This window comes from Hymenobacter arcticus (assembly GCF_054779975.1).
In genome coordinates, this window is the sequence record NZ_BAAGXF010000006.1 from 152,783 (window position 1) to 174,024 (window position 21,242).

Genomic DNA, 21,242 nt, shown 5'->3' on the forward strand with positions numbered 1-21,242 from the left:
CGCTTCTCCCGCCGAAGCTCGCTCTATGAAATTATTGGCCATTTCCACTGACCCGGTATACACCCGGTCGGCCACCCCCTCTAGCTTAGATACCTGGTTTTGCCGCTACCTGCAAGACGAGCGCGACTTGCCCTTCGCCTACCTCATGCTGAAGATAACGGCTACCATGCTGCCACTGGCGGTACTGCTGTTTGTGCCCGCTCTGCGCGGAAATGCTTGGTGGTGGGCCATTTACGGCGTGTTCTTCTACCTCAGCAATGCCCGCTTCAAGGGCCCGTTTGGCCTGATGCTGCACTGCACCAGCCACCGCGTGCTCTTCAAGAAGAAATACGGCTGGATGAACAATTACATTCCGTGGGTGCTGGGACCGCTGTTTGGGCAAACGCCCGAGTCGTACTTCACCCACCACATGGGCATGCACCACCCCGAGAACAACCTGCCGGATGATGAAAGCTCGACCATGTTCTACCAGCGCGACTCAGTGCGCGGGTTTTTGCATTATCTGAGCGATTTTATGGTGGTGGGCGTGCCGCGCTTAGTAGGCTACTTCTCGCGCCGCAACAAAACCACCCTGCGCTACCGCTTGCTGCGCGGTGAGGTGGTGTACTTCGTAGTCACGGCGGTGCTTTGCTTTGTGAATCTGCCGGCCGCCCTGGCCGTGTTTGTGGTGCCGTTTGTGCTCTCGCGCGTCATCATGATGCTGGGCAACTGGGCGCAGCACGCCTTCATCGATGCTGAGGCACCCGAAAACTGCTACCGCAACAGCGTGACCTGTATCAACACCAACTACAACCACAAGTGCTGGAACGATGGCTACCACATCAGCCACCACCTCAAGCCCGCCCTGCACTGGAGCGACCACCCGGCGCATTTTCGCAACAACTTAGCGCAATATGCTAGTAATGAAGCCATTGTGTTCGATGGTATTCACTTCCTGCATATTTTCTTCTACCTCATGGCCAAACGCTATGACCTGCTAGCTCGCCACTTCGTGCTGCTCGACGGTACGGAACGTACGGAGCTGGAGGTGACCGGCTTACTGCGCAGCCGTACTCGGCGAATCAGCCGCGAGGCGATGGTACCGGAGTTGGCTTAGGAGGTAGCGTGGACTCTGTGAGTCCGCGCGTAGGTCGTTCTACGCGCGGACTCTACAGAGTCCACGCTACTTATCGCTGCGCTTGCCCGGGCGGCGCAGGCGCCAGTTGTGCCAGGGCTGGGGGTGCTGGTCGAGGTAGGGTAGGAGCCAGTGGAGCACGGCCAGCGTTACCAGGGTGCCCAGCACGGAGCCGGCGAATACGTCTTCTACAAAGTGCTGGGCCAGGTACACGCGCGAGTAGGCCGTGAGCGCCGCCAGCGGCAGGAAGAAGTAGCCCCAGCGCTTGTCTTTCACCAGCAGCGTGAGCAGCAGAAACACCGAAAAGGCCGACGTAGAGTGGCCCGACGGAAAACTCTTAAGCGTGCCCATTACCACGCCCTCTACCACGTGCAGCGGCGGAAAACCGGGGTGTTCGTTGAAGTACGGAAAGGGCCGCGGGTGACCCGTGAAAATCAGCTGCTTGCCAATTTGGGCGGCCAGCGAGGTGGCAGCAAAACACGCCAGGCTGATGAGCGCCCAGCGAAAGCGCACAAACAGCAGAGCCAGCGTAACGAGTACGTAGAATAGGCCGTCGCCCACGTTGGTAAAGGGCCGAAAAAACTGGTCGAAAAACGGCGAGTGGTGGCCATTCACGAAGAAGAAGGCCTCCTGCTTGGGCGTGGCCAGCAGCACGGTGCCCACCAAAAGCAGCAGCACGGCGTAGGGAAGCAAAAACGTGCGGGTTTGCCGGAGCAGGTGCAGCATAGAAAGTGTAGGGTAAGCTTCAGCTTGCCGTCGTTGGTATAAAACAGGCCAAGCCGCTGCTCTGAAACGGCAAGCCACCGCTTGCCACTCCGCAAAACTACCGCCGGGCGCGGGGTAAAGCCGGCCGTAACTTGCGCCCCTAACCCGTTTTCCCCGTCTCTTCGTATGCGCTACGGTCCCATTGCCCCCGAGCTGTTTGTTGAAAACCGCCGCCGCTTCCGCGAACTGCTGCCGCCGCAGTCGCTGGCCATTTTCAACGCCAACGATATCTTGCCCACCAACGCCGACGGTACGCTGGCCCTCAAGCAAAACACCGATATCTTCTACCTGAGCGGGGTAGACCAGGAGGAGAGCATCCTCGTCATCTGCCCCGACGCGGCCCTGCCCAAGCACCGCGAAATCCTGTTTCTGAAGGAAACCTCCGACCACATTCTGGTCTGGGAAGGCTACAAGCTGACCAAGGATGAGGCCAAGGCGGTGTCGGGCGTGCCCACCATCATGTGGCTCGACGCGTTCCCATCGGTGCTGGCGGCCCTCATGAACGAGGCGGAGTACGTGTACCTCAACTCCAACGAGCACATTCGCTCGGTGGTGGAGGTGCAAACCCGCGACGCCCGCTTCATCCAGGACTTGCAGCGCCGCTACCCGCTACACCAGTACCGCCGCGCCGCCCGGCTCACGCACCAACTGCGCGCCATCAAAAGCCCCGAGGAAATCCGGCTGATGCGCCGCGCCGCCGAAATTACAGGCAACGCCTTCCGGCGGGTGCTGGGCTTTGTGCAGCCCGGCGTGTGGGAATACGAGGTAGAAGCTGAGATTTTGCACGAGTTTGTGCGCTCGGGTTCGCGCGGGCCGGCCTACACTAGCATCATTGGCAGCGGCGAAAGCGCCACCATTTTACATTACATCAGCAACGACCGCCAGTGCCAGGCCGGCGACGTGCTGCTCATGGACTTCGGCGCCGAATACGCCAATTACGCCGCCGACCTCACGCGCAGCATTCCGGTATCGGGCACCTACAGCCCGCGCCAGCGCCAGGTGTACGAGGCCGTGCTGCGGGTATTCAAGTATGCTAAAACTCAACTGGTAGTGGGCAACGAGATTGAAACCTATCACAAAGCCATCGGCACGGCCATGGAGCAGGAGCTTATCAAGCTCGACCTGCTCAGCATCAGCGACGTCAAGAACCAGGACCCCGACGCGCCGCTCTACAAGAAATACTTCCCCCACGGCACCAGCCACTACCTGGGTCTCGACGTGCACGACGTGGGCTACAAGTACCGCAAGTTTGAAGCCGGTATGGTATATACCATTGAACCAGGCATTTACATTCGGGAGGAGAAGCTGGGCATTCGCCTTGAAAACGACTTCCTGCTCACCGCCACCGGCAACGAGGACCTCATGGCGGATATTCCGCTAGAGCTAGCCGATATCGAGCGGCTGATGAAGAAGTAGCCCCACGTTTGTCTGATAAGAAAGAACGTCATGCTGAGCTTGCCGAAGCATCTCTACCACGCCGATAGGATTAGTAACCCCAACGGCGCGGTAGAGATGCTTCGGCAAGCTCAGCATGACGTTTTCTTTTATGCGTTGCTCAACTACAGATTACGCCGGCCGGCGAAACAGCAACAGGTGCTGCTGCGGCAGCGTCTCCTTTACCTCCACAAACTCCAGCCCGATGGCCGTCATCTCCTTTTTGGCCTGCTCCACAGTCATTTTGTGAATCTCCTTGATGGGTACGTTGGGGTCCTCGGCGCGGTACTCTACCAGCGCCAGCCGGCCGGTGCCTGGCCGCAACGCCTGCCTAATGGCCAGGCCCATTTCGCGCGGGTGGTCAAACTCGTGGTAGGCATCCACGATGAGCACGAGGTCCACTTTGCCAGCCGGCAGGTGTGGGTCGGCGGTAGTGCCCAGCACGGGCTCCACGTTGCGCAGGCCGTTGCGGGCCTGGCGCTGCTTGAGCTCGGCTATCATTTCAGGCTGAATATCAACGGCTATCACGCGGCCTTTCGGCACTAGCGGAGCCAGCCTAAACGAGAAGAAGCCCGTGCCCGCCCCAATGTCGGCCACAGTATCGGTGGGCTTGAGGTGCAACTCTTTCAGCAGGATTTCGGTGCCTTCTTCCTGACTGCGGTCGTCGCGCTCCAGCCAGCTAGCGCCTTCATGGCCCATTACGTGAGCTATCTGGCGGCCCTGGTAGTAGCGGGCAATGCCGTTGGGGTCGCGCGGGGGCCGGCTCTGGTAACCCACTGAGTCGGGCGGGCCCGGGGCGATGGTAGCCGCCCGCAGCCCAGCCCGGTTGGCGATGCTCGACTCCATGGGCAGCTGGGTGCAGGCGGCAGTTACTGCTGCCGTTCCGATGCTCAGCCACAACACAACGATATTCTTCATAAACAGCAAAATCAGTCTTACTCGTAACCAGCTTTTTCTACCCAGAACAACAACTCAGCAAGGGCTGGCGTTCGGCAAAGAGCGGTGAAGCTACGCACCCAAGCAAGTTGCCATAATCAAAAAAAGTAGTTTGGCAAGTAGCTAAAATTTTCTTCCTAACGTAATCGGAGCACAATTCTTTCATTAACCCCCTTTCACTTTTCGCCTTATGCAAAACCTGACCACTACTTTGGGCCGCCTCGCCGTAGTTATTGCTGGTGCCCTTACCCTCGGCTCTTGCAGCCGCGCTGAGTATGCCTTCTTACCCAAGTCGGCCTCGTACCTGGGCACCACCACGGCGGCCCCCAAAGCCCGCCGCGTAGCCGCCACGCCGGCCGTAGCCGTTGCCCCCACCGCCGAAGTTGTAGCCGTTGTGCCCGAAGCCCCAGTTGCTACCGCGCCAGTAGCCGTAGCCGCCCCAGTAGCTGCTGCCCCAGTGGCCGTGGCTAAGCCAGTGGTTGCTGCCCCAGTGGCCGTAGCTAAGCCAGTGGTTGCTGCCCCAGTGGCCGTAGCTAAGCCAGTAGCTGCCCAGCCCCAGGCCTTGGTAGCAGATGCTACCATCGCCACCGCGCCGGCCGCCGCTTCGCAAAAGCTTAGCTTGGTTCAGCGCCTGGCAGTAGCCAAAGTCACCAAGAAAATCAACAAAATCGTCGCCAAGTCGCAGTTCAAGCAGGGCGATAACACGGCCAGCACGTCGCGCATTGATGGCAACCTACGCACCGGTATCATTCTGCTGCTCGTGGGCTTGCTGGTGGGCCTGCTCAATGGCTTGATTGGTACCATCATCGCCATCATCGGCCTGGTGTTTATCATTCTCTGGCTGCTGGACTCCATCTAAGCCGAGTCTTCAAAACGTCATAACAAGAAAAGCCCCCACTGTTACCAAGCAGTGGGGGCTTTTCTTGTTGAACCAACTTAGCCAGACTGGCAGTGCTCCTGCGGGCTTGCGAATTACATCGGGTCCACATCCACCACTAAGCGCGCCTGACGGTATTCCTTTTGGTCGCGCACCACGTCGAGCGCTGCGCAAATGGCCATTTTAGCCGCCTTCAGCACCGTGTGCTCGCGGCTGAGCTTGATGACGATTTCCTGCAAGAAGAAATTGCGGATGCGGAAGATATACGGTGCTTCCGGCCCCAGCACCGGCCCACGGCCCAGGCGGTCGGCCAGCTCCTGGGTGAGCAGGATGGCGGCCTTCTGGGCTAGCTCCTGGTCCATGTGCTTCACCGTCAGCTTGATAATTCGGGCGAAGGGCGGATACTCGTGCTCGCGCCGTTGCGTTATCTCGTACTCGTAAAACTCCAGGTAGTCGTTGCGGATAACCTTGTCGAAAATCACTTGCGTGGGGTCGCCGGTTTGGATTAACACCTTGCCCTTCTTGCCCTTGCGGCCCGCCCGGCCACTCACCTGCACAAACATCTGGTAGGCCCGCTCGTGCGCCCGGTAGTCGGGGTAATGAATGATGGCATCGGCGTTGACGATGCCCACTAGGCTCACGTTCTCAAAGTCGAGGCCTTTGGTCACCATCTGGGTGCCTACGAGTACGTTGGTTTTCTGCTGCTCGAAGTCGCCGATAATCTGCTGGTAAGCGTTTTTGGCGCGGGTCGTGTCCAGGTCCATGCGCTGCACATTGGCTTGCGGCAGCATGATTTTGAGGTCGTCTTCCAGCTTTTCGGTGCCGAAGCCCTGGGTGCGCAGCGCCCGCGAGCCGCAGGCCGGGCACTGGCTGGGCATGCCTTCGTGGTAGCCGCAGTAGTGGCAGCGCAGCTCGTGAGCGTGCTTGTGGTAGCTGAGGCTCACGGCGCAGCTCTGGCACTTCGGGATATAGCCGCAGTCGTTGCACTCCGTGACCGGGGCGTAGCCACGCCGGTTCTGAAACAGGATTATCTGCTCGTTCTGCGCCAGCTTGCTTTCCATCGCGGCTAGTAAGTCGGCCGAGAAGTGGTTGTGCATCTTCTTCTCGGTGCGCAGCTTGCGGGTGTCAATCAGCTCAATCTCCGGCATCCCCGCCTCCCCAAACCGCTTGCTGAGCGTGACGAGGCCGTAGCGGCCCATGCGGGCCTGGTAGTAGGTCTCCACGGCCGGCGTGGCCGAGCCTAGCAATACCTTGGCCCCCTGAAAGTTACCCATCATCAGGGCCACTTCGCGGGCATTATAGCGCGGGGCGGGGTCGTACTGCTTGTAGGAGCTTTCGTGCTCCTCATCCACAATGATGAGCGCCAGGTTATCGAACGGCAAAAACACCGCCGACCGCACACCCACCACCACCTGGAAGCGCCCCGAGAGCACGCCATTCCAGACTTCCACCCGTTCGTTATCCGAAAACTTGGAATGGTAAACCCCTAGCCGTGAGCCAAATACGCGCATGAGGCGGGTCACAATCTGGGCCGTGAGCGCAATTTCGGGTAGTAGGTACAGCACCTGCCCGCCGCCATCCAGGGCATTGCGAATGAGGTCGATGTAAATCTCCGTTTTGCCCGAGCCCGTGACGCCGTGCAGCAGCACAATATCCTTCTGCCCAAATAAGCTCATCACCTCATCGCGAGCCACCACCTGGGCCTCGTTGAGCTGAAAGGGCATCTGGGCCACCGGGTTCTCATCGAGCGGGAAGCGCGACACAATCTGGTCGAACTGCTCCAGTATCCCGTTCTTTATCAGCGTGTTCACGGCCGAGGCCGAGAGGTGGGGCGAGCTGGTGAGGTACGCTTTCTCAATGCCCAGGTGGTTGAGGTGCTCATCGTGGTGCACCGGCACGCGCTGCAAATACTTGAGCAGCACATCTACCTGCTTGGGCTTGCTGGCCAAGTCCTCAAACAGCTTCTCGACCGAGCCGGCGGCCAAGTGGTGATGCGCCAAGCGCACCTTCTTCAGCACCTTGGGCGAGTACTTATCGGAAAGCTGCTCAAACAGAAAGACGATGTCCTTCTGCATCAAGGACTTAATCACTTTGTGAAAAGATGCCACGCCCAGCAGGTCTCCTACCTCAGTGAAGGTCAGGGCTTTGCCATCCTCACTGCGTAGGTTGTCCACAATGCGCGTTTCTTTCTCGTCGAGCGGGTAGGGGCTGCCATCGGCCACAAAAGCCGGGTGTAGCTGAATGCGCGACTCGGAGCTGAGCTTGAGTGCGGCCGGCAGCGCGGCATTTATTACCTCGCCCAGCGTGCAGAGATAATATTCACTTATCCAGCGAAATAGCTTGAGCTGCGGCTGCGTCACCACGGGCGCATCATCGATAAACTCGAGGATGTACTTGGCTTGGTAGTCCTTGGGCGGCGTTTCGTGCACGGCGGCCACAATGCAACTCAGCGTGCGCTTGGCCCCAAACTGCACAATAACCCGGCCGCCCACCACCACGTTGTCATTCAGCTCGTAGGGCACCCGGTAGGTGTAGAGCTTGGGCAGGGGCAGGGGCAAAATCACATCCACGAACAGCGTCACGCGGTCGGGCGTGGCCGCTGGCGCGGGGGTAGGAGAGGCAAATTCGAAGGTAAGCGACACGGCAAAAAACTAGCGGCAGGCGAATAGTAAAGATAACCCCGGCCGGGGCCCGGTGATTCCCGCCCGGCTGCCTATCGCGTGGCCAGCGCCAGCTGTGCCAGCGCCTCGGCCACCGAGCGTACCGGCAGCTGGCAAGTCTGGTTGCGGCACACGTAAAGCGTAGTCTGGGAGTCGTGGCCGCGCCCTTGCAACAGCGGCAAGTCGCTGGTAGTCAGGCTGCCCGCTAGTACATTATTGGGTAGAAAATGACGGCTAAGTTCCTGCCGAAATTCTTCGGCCTGCGGCCCGGTAATGGCTACCTCCGCCCCCGGCCGCAGCAGCGCCACGTAGAGGCTAGCCCAGTTGGTGAGGTGCTGGGGCTCCTTGGCGGCCAGCGCCTGCACCTGGCCCAGCATGGCGGTCGCCAGGGCCTGGTAGTCAACGTTTTCGAGGTGGCGGCCTAGGCGTAGCAGGTTATTAGCCATCACCGAGTTGGAGCCGGGAATCACATTATCAAATAGCTCCTTTTTGCGGGCAATAAGCGGCTCGGCGCTGGCGTCGGTGTAGAAAAACTGTTGCTCGGCGGGGTCAAAGAAATTGGCGAGCACGTAAGTAGTCAGCGCCTCGGCCTCGCGCAGCCAATTCTCCGCAAAAGTGGCTTCGTAGAGGGCGAGGTAGGCCTCAATCACCAGCGCGTAGTCTTCCAGAAAACCGTTGATGGTGGCGCGGCCGTTTTTCCAGGTGCGGAAGAGACGCGGCCCCTGGCGCAAGTTTTGTTGTAAAAACTTGGCGTTGCGCAGGGCCAGCTCCAAAAAATCCGCGTCGCCGAATGCCCGGTAGGCGGCTACCAGCCCGCTCAGCATGAGGGCGTTCCAACCAGTTAGTACCTTGTCGTCGAGGCCAGGCCGTACGCGCTGGGTGCGGGCGGCCAGCAGCGTTTTTTGCCAGCCCTGGACGAGCTTGGTCAGTACGGGCAGCTCCAGGTTGTGGGCCTGGGCAAAGTCGGCATCCGCTTGGCGGCGGTGCAGGATGTTGTTGCCGTGCTCCCAGTTGCCCACGCCCGTGCAGTTATAGTAGGCAGCAGCCAGCGGCTCTTCGTCGCCCAGGTGCTGCTGGAGTTCCTCGCGGGTCCAGACGTAAAACTTTCCCTCTTCGCCCTCACTATCCGCATCCAGCGACGAATAGAAGCCGCCTTCCGGATTGGTGAGTTCGCGCCGCACCCAGGCCACCGTCTGGTACACTACTTCCCGGTACAGCGGGTCCTGCGTCACCTGAAATGCTTCGCTATAGAGACTGAGCAGCTGGCCGTTATCATATAGCATTTTCTCAAAGTGCGGCACCAGCCACTCGGCATCTACCGAGTAGCGGGCCCAGCCGCCGCCCACCTGGTCGTAAATACCGCCCCAGGCCATTTCGCGTAGCGTCAGGTTCACCTGACTCAGAATCTGCTGACTGCCTGAAATGTGGTGCGCCCGTAGCAAAAACCGCCAGATGCTGGGCATCGGAAACTTGGGGGCGCGGTTGGTGCCGCCCCGCTCCCGGTCGTAGCGCTGCGCTATGTTATACGCTAATAGCTTGAATTCCTCGTCGTTAACGCTGGGGCCCACTGGCTCATTCAGGGCGCCGTATTTCTCTAATTCGCTGGTTTGCAGCACTTGTGCAAACCGCTCGGCTGAGCCATCCAGCTCAGCGCGGTGCTCGCCCGCGTAGGCCTGGGCAATGTTTTCGAGCAGCTTCACCCAGTTGGTCGGCGGAAAGTAGGTGCCGCCATAAAACGGCTTCGCCTCGGGCGTGAGCATCACGTTGAGCGGCCAGCCGCCCTGCACGCCCATTGCCTGCACGGCCTCCATGTACACCTGGTCCACGTCGGGCCGCTCCTCGCGGTCTACCTTAATGCACACGAAGTACTCGTTCATCACCCGTGCTACCTGCTCATTCTCAAACGATTCGCGCTCCATTACGTGGCACCAGTGGCAAGCCGCGTAGCCAATACTCACGATAATGGGCTTCTGCTCGGCCTGGGCCCGCGTCAGCGCCTCCGGCCCCCAAGGGTACCAGTCTACGGGGTTGTGGGCGTGTTGCAGTAGGTAAGGACTGGTTTCGTGAGCCAGGCGGTTGGCGGGCAGGGAGGAAGTAGCGGACATAGGAGCTGAATAAACCGGGTAAAACAAAACCCAGCCGGCGGGGCTGGGTTTTGAAAAAATCAGGTAGCAGGCGAATCACCGGCCGGCGGCGTGCCGGTACCCGGCGGCTTGGCTTGGCGCGGCGCGGTGGTTTTGGCCGCTGCTTTCTTGGCCGCCGGCTTTTTGGCGGTGGCCGCTTTCGCAGTCGTCGGCTTCGCGCTGGTGGGCTTTTTGGTTACTGCTTTCTTATCTGCCGACTTGGCGGTGCGGGCGGTGGTTTGTTTTGCGGGTATGGCCGCTGGTTCGCCGGTTGCCTCCACTACCGCAGGGCTAGCTACGGGCGTGGCCACCACTTCGGAAGATGTTGCAGGGGTTTCCCCTACTGTTGGAGTAGTTATTACTTCGGAGGGCGTTGCCTGCGTTGGCGTAGCCGCCGCTTTGGGACGGCCCCGGCGGGGCTTGGCTGGCGTAGCTGATTCAGTGGTGCTTGGCGTAGTCGAAACAAGCGCTTGTACTGGGGTTGCCAGCATGGCTTCCGACACGGCCGGCCGCTCCAATAGTGCTATCGGAATAATGGGTGGCGAAATGATGGGCGCAGTTGTCCGGATAACCTCCTGGGGCGCACTGGCTGCTTCCGACGTAGGGTTTTCCTGCTCGGTGGGCTCTGGAGCCCGGTATAAGTCCGTGCGCTTACCGCGCTTCACGATGCCTGATTTCGTGATAACCGTCGATTTTTTGGGCGTTGGGCCCGTGCCGCGCTTGCGCACGGGTGGCATCGATAGCAACGGTTGGTCCATCGGGTCGGTAGCGGGGCTATCGCCCACGAAGCTCCTCTTAACTACCGCGGGTTCGCTCGGCGTAATAGCTGCCTCTTCGGGTAGCACTACGCCGATTGTCTCCTGAGCCAGTTCTTCGCGTAGCTCTTGCACTGCCAGGCCTTCGGGCTGGTCTTCTGCTTCCGGTTGTTCAGTGGCTAAGCGGGCAGCGTGCTTACGCGCCGTGCGCTTGGCACCTCCACGCGAGCGACGCTTCTTCTTTTTAGCCGGATAAGCAGCGCTTTCTTCGGTGAGTAGTAGCTCGGGCTCCCCACCAGCCAGCACGGCTTCCACGGCAGCTATTGCCGTTTCGTCAGCGGGCTTGGGCAAATAGTTGTTGGCTACTGCTAATTCTACCGGCTCTACTGGCGCATTAGCAGCCACTGGGTTGCGGTCACGGTTGTTGCGGCGGTCCTGGCCGCTGCGTTCATTACGCCGCCCGTTGCGGCGGTTCTCATTGCGGCGGTTGGGCTGCTCCGAGTCGTCCGCTGGCTGTTCACTAAGTATGGCTGGCGCAGCCATATCCTCGCCAATGTCAACGCGCTCCTCGCCGTCATCCGCCATAGCCTCTGCCGTGCGCGCGGGCTTGGGTGGGGGCAAGGCTACTAGTTGGCGCTGTACGTCACGTATTTCCTGGCGCACATCCACTCCCTGGCCAATGAGCCGCTCTAAGCGCTCCGCAGTCTGGTCAAGGAAAGTGCGATGCTCGGGGGCACCCAAGTGCAGCGGCCGGTGGCCCAGCGACTGCCGCACCGCCGCCCATTCCTTGCGGAAGCGCCCAAAGTCTGCGTCAAAATACGCCCGCGTAAACTTGTCCCAGATGTAGTCCTCCGCTACCTCCGAAGGGTGCAGCATATCGCTCGCGTAGAAGCGATAATCACGCAGCTCATCTGTCAGCAGCTCATACGCCGGGAAGTAGCTCACACCCGGCAGCAGCTCACTTAGGTAGTGGCAAGCCACTCGCAGCACCGACTTGCTCACCGCATTTAGCTGAAGCGTATCTTTAATATGTCGTACCGGGCTAACGGTCAATACAATGCGAATTTCCGGGTTGATGCGGCGCAGTAGCGCGTGCACCTCTGCTAAGCCATTCACAATCTCGTCGGCCGTCAGCAGTTCCTTTTCAAACAGGCTGGCGGGCAGCTTGTGCAGGTTGCTCACCAGCTCACCGGTCTCGCGCAGGCGGTAGGCCCAGGCCGTGCCCAGCGTGAGCACTACCACATCGGCGGTGCGCACGAAGTCGCCCACGCGCCGCACCGTCTCCTGAATGGTTTGCAATAGCTCCACCGGCGATTCCGCGCCAATCGTGCTGTGCAGGTCGTAGCTCTGCCAGCGGCCGCGCGCCTCCACCACGTGCTGCTGCCAGTCTTGCTCTTCCCCGGCCGCGGCCCGCAGCAACTGCGCAAGCGCCAGCGGCTGAAACACCGTCCCGAAGGGGTTGACCAGTGCATTTACCTTATTCAGGCGCAGCCGGGCCCCGAGGCTCTCCGCAAAGCACGAGCCCATGGTGAGTACCCGCGCCGTGCGCGCCAATTGCCGCTCCTGCGGCGCAATAGTTAATTCAGTCCGAAACATGAATCGCAAAGGTAGGCCCAAAAAAAGACGCCCCACCTTGCGGCAGAGCGTCCAATCAATTTGCTAGTAACCAGCAATTAAGCAGCTACCACACGGAAGTTAATCGTGTGTTTCACTTCTTTGTGCAGGTTCAAAGTAGCAGTATAGTCACCAGCCGTAGCGGGCTCCTGGTCAAAGCTCAAGCGCTTGCGGTCGATGTCAATACCCTTGTTTTTCAAGGCCTCAGCCAACTGAAGCGTAGTTACGCGGCCGAAGATTTTGCCCGTTTCACCCACTTTAGCGGGCAGGTCAAATACCTGGCTACCAACTTGGTCGGCTACTGCTTGCGCATCAGCCTTCACTTTCTCAGCTTTGTGAGCGGCCTGACGGACGTTTTCAGCTACGATTTTCTTAGCCGATTTGTCAGCCAGCATGGCCAGGCCCTGGGGCAACAGGTAATTGCGGCCGTAGCCGGACTTCACCGTTACGAGGTCGTTTTTGTAACCCAGACCCTTAACGTCGTCTTTCAGAATGATTTCCATGTCCTAGGTCTATTTAAGAGCGTCAGCTACGTAAGGCATCAAGGCCAGGTGACGGGCTTTTGCCACGGCCTGGGCCACTTTGCGCTGGAACTTCAGGCTGGTGCCGGTGATGCGACGGGGCAGCAAGCGGCCCTGCTCGTTCACGAACTTCAGCAAGAAGTTCGGGTCTTTGTAATCCACGTACTTGATGCCGTTCTTCTTGAAGCGGCAGTACTTGTTACGGGTGTCAACGGGCTTGTTGCCGTTGTTGCGGTCATTATTGCGTTTCTGCGTAGCCATCGTATTGCTTGCTAGAGGGTTACTGAGCTACGGCTTCGGCCGCCTGGGGCGCCTTCTGCTGGTTCATCTCACCATTGCGGCGGCGCTCGTTGTACGTAACCGAGTGCTTATCAAGCACTGTGGTCAGAAAACGAATGACGCGCTCGTCGCGGCGGAAAGCCAGCTCGAGTACGTCTACGATGTTACCTTCCGCGCTGTGATTGTAAGTCAGCGTGAAATAATAACCAGTGGATTTCTTTTGAATCGGGTAAGCCAGCTTGCGCAAGCCCCAGGCTTCAGTAGAAATGAGGTCGGCGCTATTTTCCTTAAGCACCTGCGAGAACTTCTCGACCGTCTCTTGCACCTGGCCCTCGTTTAGCACGGGAGTGAGGATGAAGACCGTCTCGTAATTTCTTACGTCCATTGACGGGGTTGATTTATGAAAGTGAAAAAAATTAATTGGGGGTGCAAAGGTACGGGTTTCATAGCGTATTAGCAACTCCTTGACTTAATTGCTTTTAAGCCACTGCTAAAAAGCTGAGCCGTAGCGCGCTGCATCGTGCAAAATGGTTTGCTCAGCCCACCAATATTCTGGCGAAAAGGAAAACCAAAACCGTTCAAAGTAGGTTGGTCAAACAGCTAGCGCTTTACCTTAAAATAAGCTGCAAAAACAGGCAAGTTTCATTATTTAGGATGTTTCCAAATAACTTGAGGCACTCCTAAAATGGCCTTTCTACCTTTGCCGCCCGCAATTCGTAGCCTACATTTGTACCCCGGAAAGGGTACGCCCGCAATCCGTTTTACCGGTTCGTTTGGATGATGAATAGCTTTCTATCACGCACCAGCTCATGGGTGCTCGCATTATTTCTGGCCGTGGCGGCTCCGGCCCTGGCCCAAACTGCCACCGTCACTAAAGAGGGCGTGGCTCCCGGTGGTGCAGCAGGCGCTACAACGGCTGCAGCCGTTGCGCCCGCCGGTGCTCCAGGTGCTGGGGGTGGCGACGCCGCTGCCATTGCCGCCGGCGATGCCTTGTTCAAAAACAACTGCGCCCAGTGCCATGCTGTTAATGACAAAGTAGTTGGCCCCGCGCTGGGTGGCATCAGCAAGCGCCGTCCCATCACCTGGATTATCCCGTGGATTCACAACTCAGCCAAGGTAATTGCCGGTGGCGACGAGTATGCTGTGAAGCTGTTCAATGATTATGGCAAGCAGCAGATGCCCGCTTTCCCACAGTTGTCGGATACTGAGATTAAGAGCATTGTTGCCTGGGTGACTTCGCAGGAAGGCGGCCCAGCCCCTGCTGGAGGTGGTGTAACCGCTGGTAACGCTGCGGCGGCCGATGGTAGCGCCGCTGCTGGAGCCGGTGCTTCTGCCAGTGCTGGTGGTTATACCGATGTTCTCCTCATTGTCCTAGTAGTAGTGCTGATTGTGCTTGTGGTGACGCTTGCCATCATTGCCAACCTGATGAAGGATGTGCTACAAGGCCGCAAAGACCTTGATGGCCGCGATGTTGAGATTCTCGACCAACGCTTCGACTGGAACAAACTTTACCAGTCTGCCGCTCTCCGCGGTAGTGTAGGTGTCGTATTCGGCTTGGTATTACTTTACGCTGGTGTGCAAAGTGTAATGGCAGTAGGTCTGACCCAGGGTTACCAGCCTACTCAGCCCATCGCATTCTCCCACAAGATTCACGCTGGCGAAAACCAAATCAACTGTGCCTATTGCCACACCTCGGTGTACAAAGGCAAGTCGGCCAACATCCCTTCGGCCAACATCTGCATGAACTGCCACTCGCAGATTAAGACAGAGTCGCCCGAAATCAAGAAAATCTACCGCGCTATTGAGCGCAAGCAGCCTATTCAATGGGTGCGGGTGCACAACCTGCCCGACTTGGCCTATTTCAACCACTCGCAGCACACGCAAGTTGGTGGCATTCAGTGCCAGACCTGCCACGGTCCCATCCAGAACATGGAGGTTGTTTACCAGTACTCGGCCCTTACCATGGGCTGGTGCATCAACTGCCACCGCGAAACGCCCCTCAACACAAAGGGCAACGCTTACTACGATAACCTCGTGAAACTGCACGACAAGTCAAATAGCGCAGTGCCATTCACCGTGTCGTCGAACGGCGGTACCGAGTGCTCGAAGTGCCACTACTAAGTTTTTTTAGCTAAGCTTTTTATAAAAGACATGAATTGAGGCTGGAGGTAGTCAACTATATGTTGTTGCTGCCCCAGCCTTGCTTCACTGCAAATGTCTCATTACTGATAAGATGAAATACTGGAAGGGAATTGAAGAGCTGGACAACTCGCCGGAGTTTGCAAAGAATGCCTTTGCTGAGTTTCCTGACTTTTTGCCGGTCAAAGAAGGCCGCGCAGGTAGCCCCGACGACTCGTCGGTGGCTCCGCGGCGTGACTTTCTGAAGCTCATGGGTTTTGGCGTAGCAGCGGCTACTTTGGCTGCCTGCGAAACGCCAGTTCATAAGGCAATCCCCTACCTTAACAAGCCGGAGGAAATTGACCCAACTATATCCAACTTCTACGCTTCGACGTATTTCACGGGTTCAGATTACAATGCCGTACTGGTCAAAAACCGTGACGGCCGGCCTATTAAGTTAGAAGGCAACCCCGAGTCGCCCGTAACGCGCGGTGGTCTTTCAGCCCGTGCGCAAGCTGCTGTGCTTAACCTTTATGATGGTGCTCGTTTGCAGCACTTTATGATTAAGGGTAAGCAAGTCGATTACGTTGAGCTTGATAAAGCTGTGCGTGCTGGCTTAGCTAGCACCACAGGCAAAACTGTTCTCGTATCACCCACTATTATTAGCCCAAGCACTAAGCGTGCTATCGCGACGCTGGCTAGCGCTTCCCGCAATTTCGAGCACATCATGTATGATGTGAACTCAGCTTCGGGGCTACTTCAAGCGAACGGTGGTGTATTACCCGGCTATGATTTCAGCAAGGCTACCGTAATTGTGAGTCTTGGTGCTGACTTTTTGGGTACCTGGATTTCTCCTGTTGAGTATTCACGCCAGTACGTGACCAACCGCAAGGTGAGCACCGATAAGCGCACGATGTCGCGGCATTTCCAGTTCGAGACTGCGTTATCGCTCACCGGCTCCAATGCTGACGTACGTGTTCCCATCAAGCCATCAGAGCTTGGGACAGTAGCACTAGCTATCTACAATGGTGTAGCTGGCGGTGGCTCAGTTGCCGGTTTGTCTCCAAGTGCGCAGAAGCAGGTCACACAGGCTGTAAAGGAACTGCAAGCTAACCGAGGTGCTGGCTTGGTAGTGTCGGGTTCCAACGACCCGGCAGTACAAACGATAGTAGCGGCTATCAATCAGTCTTTAGGCAACGTAGGCACTACGCTAAGTCTTACTGAGCCATCGTTTGTTCGCCAGGGCGAAGATGGCCGTATGGCGCAATTCGTCAGTGACCTGAAGAATGGGGCAGTAGGTACGGTGATTTTCTACCACGCCAATCCGGTTTTCAACCATCCCCGTGGTAAAGAAATAGAAGAGGCATTGAAGGCCAATAAGGCTGCAATGAGTATCTCGCTCAATGACCGCCTCGATGAAACAGGCTCGCTTTGCCAATATCAGGCTCCCGACCATCATTGGCTGGAGTCGTGGAATGACTATGAGCCCAAGCGTGGTTCGCTCAGCTTAGCTCAGCCAGCCATCACGCCAATCTTTAAAACCCGTCAAGCTCAAGAAACTTTCCTGCGTTGGGCTGGCTCGAACGAAACGTACTACAACTTCCTCAAGGACGGCTGGCGCACTGTGCTTGGCGCTAACGGTGGTTTCCAAGCAGCCTGGGATAAGGCAGTGCATGACGGCGTAGCTACTGGCTCAGCCCTGACTACTACTGCGTTTACTGCGCAACCAATCGCACTCGCAGCTGCTACCAACGGTTTAAGCGGTGGTAGCAAAGCAGGCATTGAAGCCGTGCTGTATGAAAAAGTCGGTATTGGTGAAGGTGGGGTAGAAGCAAACAATCCTTTCTTGCACGAGTTGCCCGACCCTGTTTCGAAAGCAACTTGGGGCAATTATGTGGCCGTACCACGTAGAATGGCTGAAGAACGCAAGTGGAAGCAGGGTGATGTGCTTAAAGTAACTACTGCCAATGGCAAAAGCATTGAAGTACCCGTACTCGTGCAGCCTGGTCAAGCAGACGGCACTGTTAGCATTGCAGTCGGTTATGGACGCACCAAAACGGGTAAGGTAGGTGATTCGGTTGGTGCTAATGCCTTTGTACTGGCTCAGTCAACCCCTACAGCTGTTCTGTATCATAACGTAGTGACGCTGGAGGCAACGGGTGCTACTAATCCTATTGCCCAAACGCAAACTCACCATACCATCATGGACCGCCATGAGGTAGTGCAGGAGAATACGCTGGCCAAGTACCGCGAAAATCCCAAAGAAGTAACGGAGTACGAACTGATTGCCACTCCCGATGGCTTAGAGAAACCAAATAAGGTTTCTCTATGGCAGGACTACCAATACAATGACCACCACTGGGGTATGGCTATAGACCTCAATTCCTGCATCGGCTGTGGCTCGTGCGTAATTGGATGTCAGACTGAAAATAATATTGCCGTAGTAGGTAAGCAGCAGGTTATCAACCGCCGGGAAATGCACTGGATGCGTATTGACCGCTACTACAGTTCAGACCACCACGAAGACGAGTTTGAGAAAGAAGGCAAGCTGAAAACGTACGCGGCAATGGAGGACCCTTCGGACAACCCGCAGGTGATTTTTCAGCCGATGATGTGTCAGCACTGCAACCACGCACCCTGCGAAACTGTGTGCCCTGTACTAGCTACCACGCACAGTTCGGAAGGCCTGAACCAGATGACCTACAACCGTTGCGTAGGTACGCGTTATTGCGCCAACAACTGTCCGTATAAGGTCCGTCGTTTTAACTGGTTCTCTTACTACTCTAACGAGAAGTTTGAGGATGTGAACGGTCACATGTTTACTGACCTAGGCCGTATGGTGCTGAACCCAGATGTAACAGTACGTGCTCGGGGCGTAATGGAAAAGTGTTCGCTTTGCGTGCAGCGCATCCAACTTGGCAAGCTGGAGGCTAAGAAGCAGAAGCGTCGTCCTAAAGATGGTGAAATTGTAACTGCCTGCGCCCAATCTTGTCCCACCGAGGCTATCGTTTTCGGTGATATGCGTGACCCAACTACTCGCTTGAGCCAACTGTTGCGACGTGAGGACGGTGAACGCGCCTTCCACGTGTTGGATTCCATTAACGTGCAGCCCAACATCACGTACCTGACTAAGATTCGCAATGGTGCTGCCGAGTTCTTCCCAGCGGAAGAGAACGCATAGATTACCAACTGCTTGAACAAAAAGAGTTAAGCCTTTAATATTCATCACTATGCAGTACGTATCACCAGTACGCGAACCACTCGTAACGAGCGGTAAGACGTACCACGACGTCACTCAGGACATCTGCTACCAAGTAGAGGCAGCTCCTAACATCCGCTGGATGGGCGCCTTGGGCGTGGCATTGGTCCTACTGGGTGTTTTCTTCTACTCTGTCTATCGTACTCTTTGGTATGGTATCGGCGAATGGGGACTAAACAAAACAGTTGGTTGGGCGTGGGACATTACCAACTTCGTTTGGTGGGTAGGTATTGGTCACGCCGGTACACTAATTTCAGCAGTACTGTTGTTGTTCCGGCAGAAATGGCGTTCGTCCATTAACCGTGCTGCAGAGGCCATGACGATTTTCGCAGTAATCTGCGCCGCCATGTTCCCGGTATTGCACATGGGTCGTCCTTGGTTGGCCTTCTACGTATTTCCCTTGCAGAATACGCTTGGTTCCCTTTGGGCTAACTTCAACTCCCCTTTGCTGTGGGACGTATTTGCCATCTCGACATACTTCACGGTATCCTTAGTATTCTGGTATACCGGTTTAGTACCCGACTTCGCCACTATTCGTGACCGCGCCAAAGGCAAGATTGCTAAGTTCAGCTACTCAATGCTGAGCATGGGCTGGACGGGTTCCGCCAAGCATTGGTCACGCTATGAAACAGTATCTTTAATTCTGGCGGGTGTTTCGACCCCTTTGGTACTCTCGGTACACACTATCGTATCAATGGACTTTGCAACTTCGGTTGTACCAGGTTGGCACACAACAATCTTTCCTCCCTATTTTGTAGCTGGCGCTATCTTTTCCGGTTTCGCGATGGTACTAACGCTGATGCTTATCACGCGTGTAGTATTCAAATTGGAGGATTATATTACGTTGGAGCACATTGCCTTGATGAATAAAATCATGATGGTAACGGGTTCAATTGTAGGCGTTGCTTATATCACCGAGTTTTTTATTGCTTGGTATTCGCAGGTTGAGTACGAGCAGTATGCGTTCATCAACCGGGCAACTGGTCCTTACTGGTGGGCTTACTTGAGCATGATGAGTTGCAATGTGCTTTCCCCACAATTTGTGTGGATACGCCGCATTCGTTACAGCATCACGATGACGTTCATCTTGTCGATTATCGTGAATATTGGGATGTGGTTCGAGCGCTTCGTAATTATCGTAACCTCCCTGCACCGTGATTACCTGCCTTCTTCGTGGGCGATGTTTTCGCCAACAAGAATTGACGTAGGTGTGTATGTAGGTACTATCGGCCTATTCTTCACGCTGTTCCTGCTTTTCGCTAAGTTTTTCCCGGTTATCAACATGGCCGAGGTGAAAACTATTTTGAAGTACACTGTCAACGATGGTCCTACTTATGGTGGTTCTAACGACGGTAGCCGTACGCCAAGCCGCCATACTTCTCCTGTTCCACATGCTACGCCCGGTGTACCGGCTTCGGCACCCGTAAACTACGATAAGCAAAATGACTAGCCCAGCACTCACCGCCGCGCCAGTTGCAACTGCCCCGGCCGCAAGCAGCTCCACAAAGCGCTTTGCACTCGGTATATTCGACGACGAAGACACTCTGCTTCACGCTGTAGACAATGTACGTGCGGCAGGCGTTAAGATATACGATGTCTTCTCCCCATACCCCGTCCATGGAATCGATGATGCGCTGGGTATTGAGCGCTCTCGCTTACCTATTGCTGCCTTCTTTTATGGCATGTGCGGCCTAGCCTTTGCGCTCTGGATGCAGATTTACATGTTGGGTTTTGACTGGCCAATGATTATTGGTGGTAAGCCTAATATTGCTTTGCCAGCCTTCATCCCAGTAAGCTTTGAGTTGACAGTGTTCTTCACCTGCCACGGCATGGTAATAACATTTTATACTATCTCCAAGCTCTACCCACGTTTCAAAACGCCGGTATTAGATGTGCGTTCCACGGACGACAAATTCGTGATGGCCATTCTATTGGATGAGCAAAGCTCGCAAATGCCACAGTTGACCCAATTGCTTCGTGAGAACGGTGCAAGCGAAGTCAATCAAAAGGAAATGACTAAATTTTAATGATGGCGCCTTCTCTCAAATACGGGCTGTCCGCGGCCTCTCTAGCTCTGAGTCTTGGCGTAGCTTCTTGCTCCCCCGACCCTAATAATCCCGGTGTCGAGTACGCACCGGAGATGTACGAGTCGATTCCTTATGAGCCACTGCGTCAAATTACCTTCAACACTATCAATTCGTTTGGTATCAACCAACGGACGCCAGCTGAAGGAACTGTACCACGTGGCAAACTAGCTTATTTTGACCATATTCCTAAAGATAGCGTAGGGATTGCTGAGCGTACGCTCAGCAATCCCTACCCTTACACCAAGGCTAATATCGAAGAAGGTCAAGTACTTTATTCGCGTTATTGCCTGCATTGCCATGGCGAACAAGGTAACGGCCAAGGACCAGTAGGGCTTAAGTATAAGGGCGTGCCAAACTATTCGGCTGGCACCTATAAAACGATGAATGATGGTCACATCTATCATGTCATCGAATGGGGTCGTAATCGGATGATGCCGCATGGTTCACAGGTTAATCCCGAAGAGCGTTGGAAAATAGCTATGTATGTTCATGTTTTACAATTGAACAATGACCCAGCTGATTTACCCAAAATCGTGAAGGTTACCGCTCCGGCGGAAGTAAACAGCGCTGCTAGTGGTAACGCTTCGGCAATGACTGATGGAACTAATCAAAAGGCTGAGGGCAAAGCAAACGCTAGCACTGGCGCCGAAACGCCCGGCCAGGGCACTAAAGGCCGTAATGGCTCGATGAACTAATTGAC

Annotated in this window: 16 protein-coding genes; 8 read left to right on the forward strand and 8 right to left on the reverse strand. The window is 56.3% G+C overall.

Features of this window, described 5'->3' with window-relative positions; genetic code table 11:
• The first annotated feature begins 25 nt into the window (after window positions 1-25).
• Window positions 26-1,096, forward strand: a complete 1,071-nt coding sequence (locus ACYVGC_RS12625) for a fatty acid desaturase family protein (protein ID WP_460584186.1) — start codon at window positions 26-28, stop codon at window positions 1,094-1,096.
• 66 nt (window positions 1,097-1,162) lie between these two features.
• On the opposite strand, the gene ACYVGC_RS12630 is transcribed toward ACYVGC_RS12625, so the two are convergent.
• Window positions 1,163-1,840 carry a phosphatase PAP2 family protein gene (locus ACYVGC_RS12630; RefSeq protein ID WP_460584187.1) on the reverse strand — a complete coding sequence of 226 codons (678 nt, stop codon included), beginning with the start codon at window positions 1,838-1,840 and terminating at the stop codon, window positions 1,163-1,165.
• Window positions 1,841-2,005: 165 nt separating this feature from the next.
• Between ACYVGC_RS12630 and ACYVGC_RS12635 the strand changes: the two genes are divergently transcribed.
• Window positions 2,006-3,295, forward strand: coding sequence for an aminopeptidase P N-terminal domain-containing protein (locus ACYVGC_RS12635; RefSeq protein ID WP_460584188.1), 1,290 nt, complete (start codon window positions 2,006-2,008; stop codon window positions 3,293-3,295).
• 150 nt (window positions 3,296-3,445) lie between these two features.
• Here ACYVGC_RS12635 and ACYVGC_RS12640 read toward each other — a convergent pair whose 3' ends face one another.
• The gene (locus tag ACYVGC_RS12640) at window positions 3,446-4,231 is read right to left on the reverse strand and encodes a class I SAM-dependent methyltransferase (RefSeq protein WP_460584189.1); all 786 of its coding nucleotides are present in this window, start codon (window positions 4,229-4,231) and stop codon (window positions 3,446-3,448) included.
• 208 nt (window positions 4,232-4,439) lie between these two features.
• Between ACYVGC_RS12640 and ACYVGC_RS12645 the strand changes: the two genes are divergently transcribed.
• Window positions 4,440-5,108 (forward strand): hypothetical protein, encoded by a 669-nt coding sequence (locus tag ACYVGC_RS12645; RefSeq protein ID WP_460584190.1) that lies wholly within the window; start codon window positions 4,440-4,442, stop codon window positions 5,106-5,108.
• Between the two features lie 113 nt (window positions 5,109-5,221).
• Here ACYVGC_RS12645 and priA read toward each other — a convergent pair whose 3' ends face one another.
• From priA to rpsF, 6 genes are all read right to left on the reverse strand, one after another.
• Window positions 5,222-7,768: a primosomal protein N' gene (gene priA / locus ACYVGC_RS12650; protein WP_460584191.1), complete on the reverse strand. Its 2,547-nt coding sequence runs from the start codon at window positions 7,766-7,768 to the stop codon at window positions 5,222-5,224.
• Between the two features lie 71 nt (window positions 7,769-7,839).
• Window positions 7,840-9,891 (reverse strand): thioredoxin domain-containing protein, encoded by a 2,052-nt coding sequence (locus ACYVGC_RS12655; protein ID WP_460584192.1) that lies wholly within the window; start codon window positions 9,889-9,891, stop codon window positions 7,840-7,842.
• A 59-nt stretch (window positions 9,892-9,950) separates the two neighbouring features.
• Entirely contained in the window at window positions 9,951-12,260 is a 2,310-nt protein-coding gene (locus ACYVGC_RS12660; RefSeq protein WP_460584193.1) for a GSCFA domain-containing protein, read from the reverse strand.
• 77 nt (window positions 12,261-12,337) lie between these two features.
• Window positions 12,338-12,781 carry a 50S ribosomal protein L9 gene (gene rplI / locus ACYVGC_RS12665; RefSeq protein ID WP_283563998.1) on the reverse strand — a complete coding sequence of 148 codons (444 nt, stop codon included), beginning with the start codon at window positions 12,779-12,781 and terminating at the stop codon, window positions 12,338-12,340.
• Between the two features lie 9 nt (window positions 12,782-12,790).
• Complete coding sequence (gene rpsR / locus ACYVGC_RS12670; RefSeq protein WP_283563999.1) at window positions 12,791-13,060, reverse strand: 30S ribosomal protein S18; 270 nt, start codon at window positions 13,058-13,060, stop codon at window positions 12,791-12,793.
• A 19-nt stretch (window positions 13,061-13,079) separates the two neighbouring features.
• Complete coding sequence (gene rpsF, locus ACYVGC_RS12675) at window positions 13,080-13,463, reverse strand: 30S ribosomal protein S6 (protein ID WP_283564000.1); 384 nt, start codon at window positions 13,461-13,463, stop codon at window positions 13,080-13,082.
• 428 nt (window positions 13,464-13,891) lie between these two features.
• Here rpsF and ACYVGC_RS12680 point away from each other — a divergent pair, with 428 nt between their 5' ends.
• The 5 genes from ACYVGC_RS12680 to ACYVGC_RS12700 all read left to right on the forward strand — a co-directional run bounded on the left by ACYVGC_RS12680 (window position 13,892) and on the right by ACYVGC_RS12700 (window position 21,237).
• Window positions 13,892-15,199, forward strand: a complete 1,308-nt coding sequence (locus ACYVGC_RS12680; protein ID WP_460584194.1) for a cytochrome c3 family protein — start codon at window positions 13,892-13,894, stop codon at window positions 15,197-15,199.
• A 112-nt stretch (window positions 15,200-15,311) separates the two neighbouring features.
• The gene (locus ACYVGC_RS12685) at window positions 15,312-18,377 is read left to right on the forward strand and encodes a Fe-S-cluster-containing hydrogenase (RefSeq protein ID WP_460584195.1); all 3,066 of its coding nucleotides are present in this window, start codon (window positions 15,312-15,314) and stop codon (window positions 18,375-18,377) included.
• 49 nt (window positions 18,378-18,426) lie between these two features.
• The gene (gene nrfD / locus ACYVGC_RS12690) at window positions 18,427-19,905 is read left to right on the forward strand and encodes an NrfD/PsrC family molybdoenzyme membrane anchor subunit (protein WP_460584196.1); all 1,479 of its coding nucleotides are present in this window, start codon (window positions 18,427-18,429) and stop codon (window positions 19,903-19,905) included.
• A complete protein-coding gene (locus tag ACYVGC_RS12695; protein ID WP_460584197.1) occupies window positions 19,898-20,482 on the forward strand; it encodes a DUF3341 domain-containing protein in 585 nt (194 codons plus the stop codon). Before nrfD ends, ACYVGC_RS12695 begins: the two co-directional genes overlap by 8 nt.
• A complete protein-coding gene (locus ACYVGC_RS12700) occupies window positions 20,482-21,237 on the forward strand; it encodes a c-type cytochrome (RefSeq protein ID WP_460584198.1) in 756 nt (251 codons plus the stop codon). Before ACYVGC_RS12695 ends, ACYVGC_RS12700 begins: the two co-directional genes overlap by 1 nt.
• The last annotated feature ends 5 nt before the right edge of the window (window positions 21,238-21,242 follow it).

Coding starts and splice junctions, on each gene's coding strand:
- ACYVGC_RS12625 (WP_460584186.1), top strand. CDS start 26: ATGAAATTATTGGCCATTTCCACTGACCCGGTATACACCCGGTCGGCC.
- ACYVGC_RS12630 (WP_460584187.1), bottom strand. CDS start 1,840: ATGCTGCACCTGCTCCGGCAAACCCGCACGTTTTTGCTTCCCTACGCC.
- ACYVGC_RS12635 (WP_460584188.1), top strand. CDS start 2,006: ATGCGCTACGGTCCCATTGCCCCCGAGCTGTTTGTTGAAAACCGCCGC.
- ACYVGC_RS12640 (WP_460584189.1), bottom strand. CDS start 4,231: ATGAAGAATATCGTTGTGTTGTGGCTGAGCATCGGAACGGCAGCAGTA.
- ACYVGC_RS12645 (WP_460584190.1), top strand. CDS start 4,440: ATGCAAAACCTGACCACTACTTTGGGCCGCCTCGCCGTAGTTATTGCT.
- ACYVGC_RS12655 (WP_460584192.1), bottom strand. CDS start 9,891: ATGTCCGCTACTTCCTCCCTGCCCGCCAACCGCCTGGCTCACGAAACC.
- ACYVGC_RS12660 (WP_460584193.1), bottom strand. CDS start 12,260: ATGTTTCGGACTGAATTAACTATTGCGCCGCAGGAGCGGCAATTGGCG.
- rplI (WP_283563998.1), bottom strand. CDS start 12,781: ATGGAAATCATTCTGAAAGACGACGTTAAGGGTCTGGGTTACAAAAAC.
- rpsR (WP_283563999.1), bottom strand. CDS start 13,060: ATGGCTACGCAGAAACGCAATAATGACCGCAACAACGGCAACAAGCCC.
- rpsF (WP_283564000.1), bottom strand. CDS start 13,463: ATGGACGTAAGAAATTACGAGACGGTCTTCATCCTCACTCCCGTGCTA.
- ACYVGC_RS12685 (WP_460584195.1), top strand. CDS start 15,312: ATGAAATACTGGAAGGGAATTGAAGAGCTGGACAACTCGCCGGAGTTT.
- nrfD (WP_460584196.1), top strand. CDS start 18,427: ATGCAGTACGTATCACCAGTACGCGAACCACTCGTAACGAGCGGTAAG.
- ACYVGC_RS12695 (WP_460584197.1), top strand. CDS start 19,898: ATGACTAGCCCAGCACTCACCGCCGCGCCAGTTGCAACTGCCCCGGCC.
- ACYVGC_RS12700 (WP_460584198.1), top strand. CDS start 20,482: ATGATGGCGCCTTCTCTCAAATACGGGCTGTCCGCGGCCTCTCTAGCT.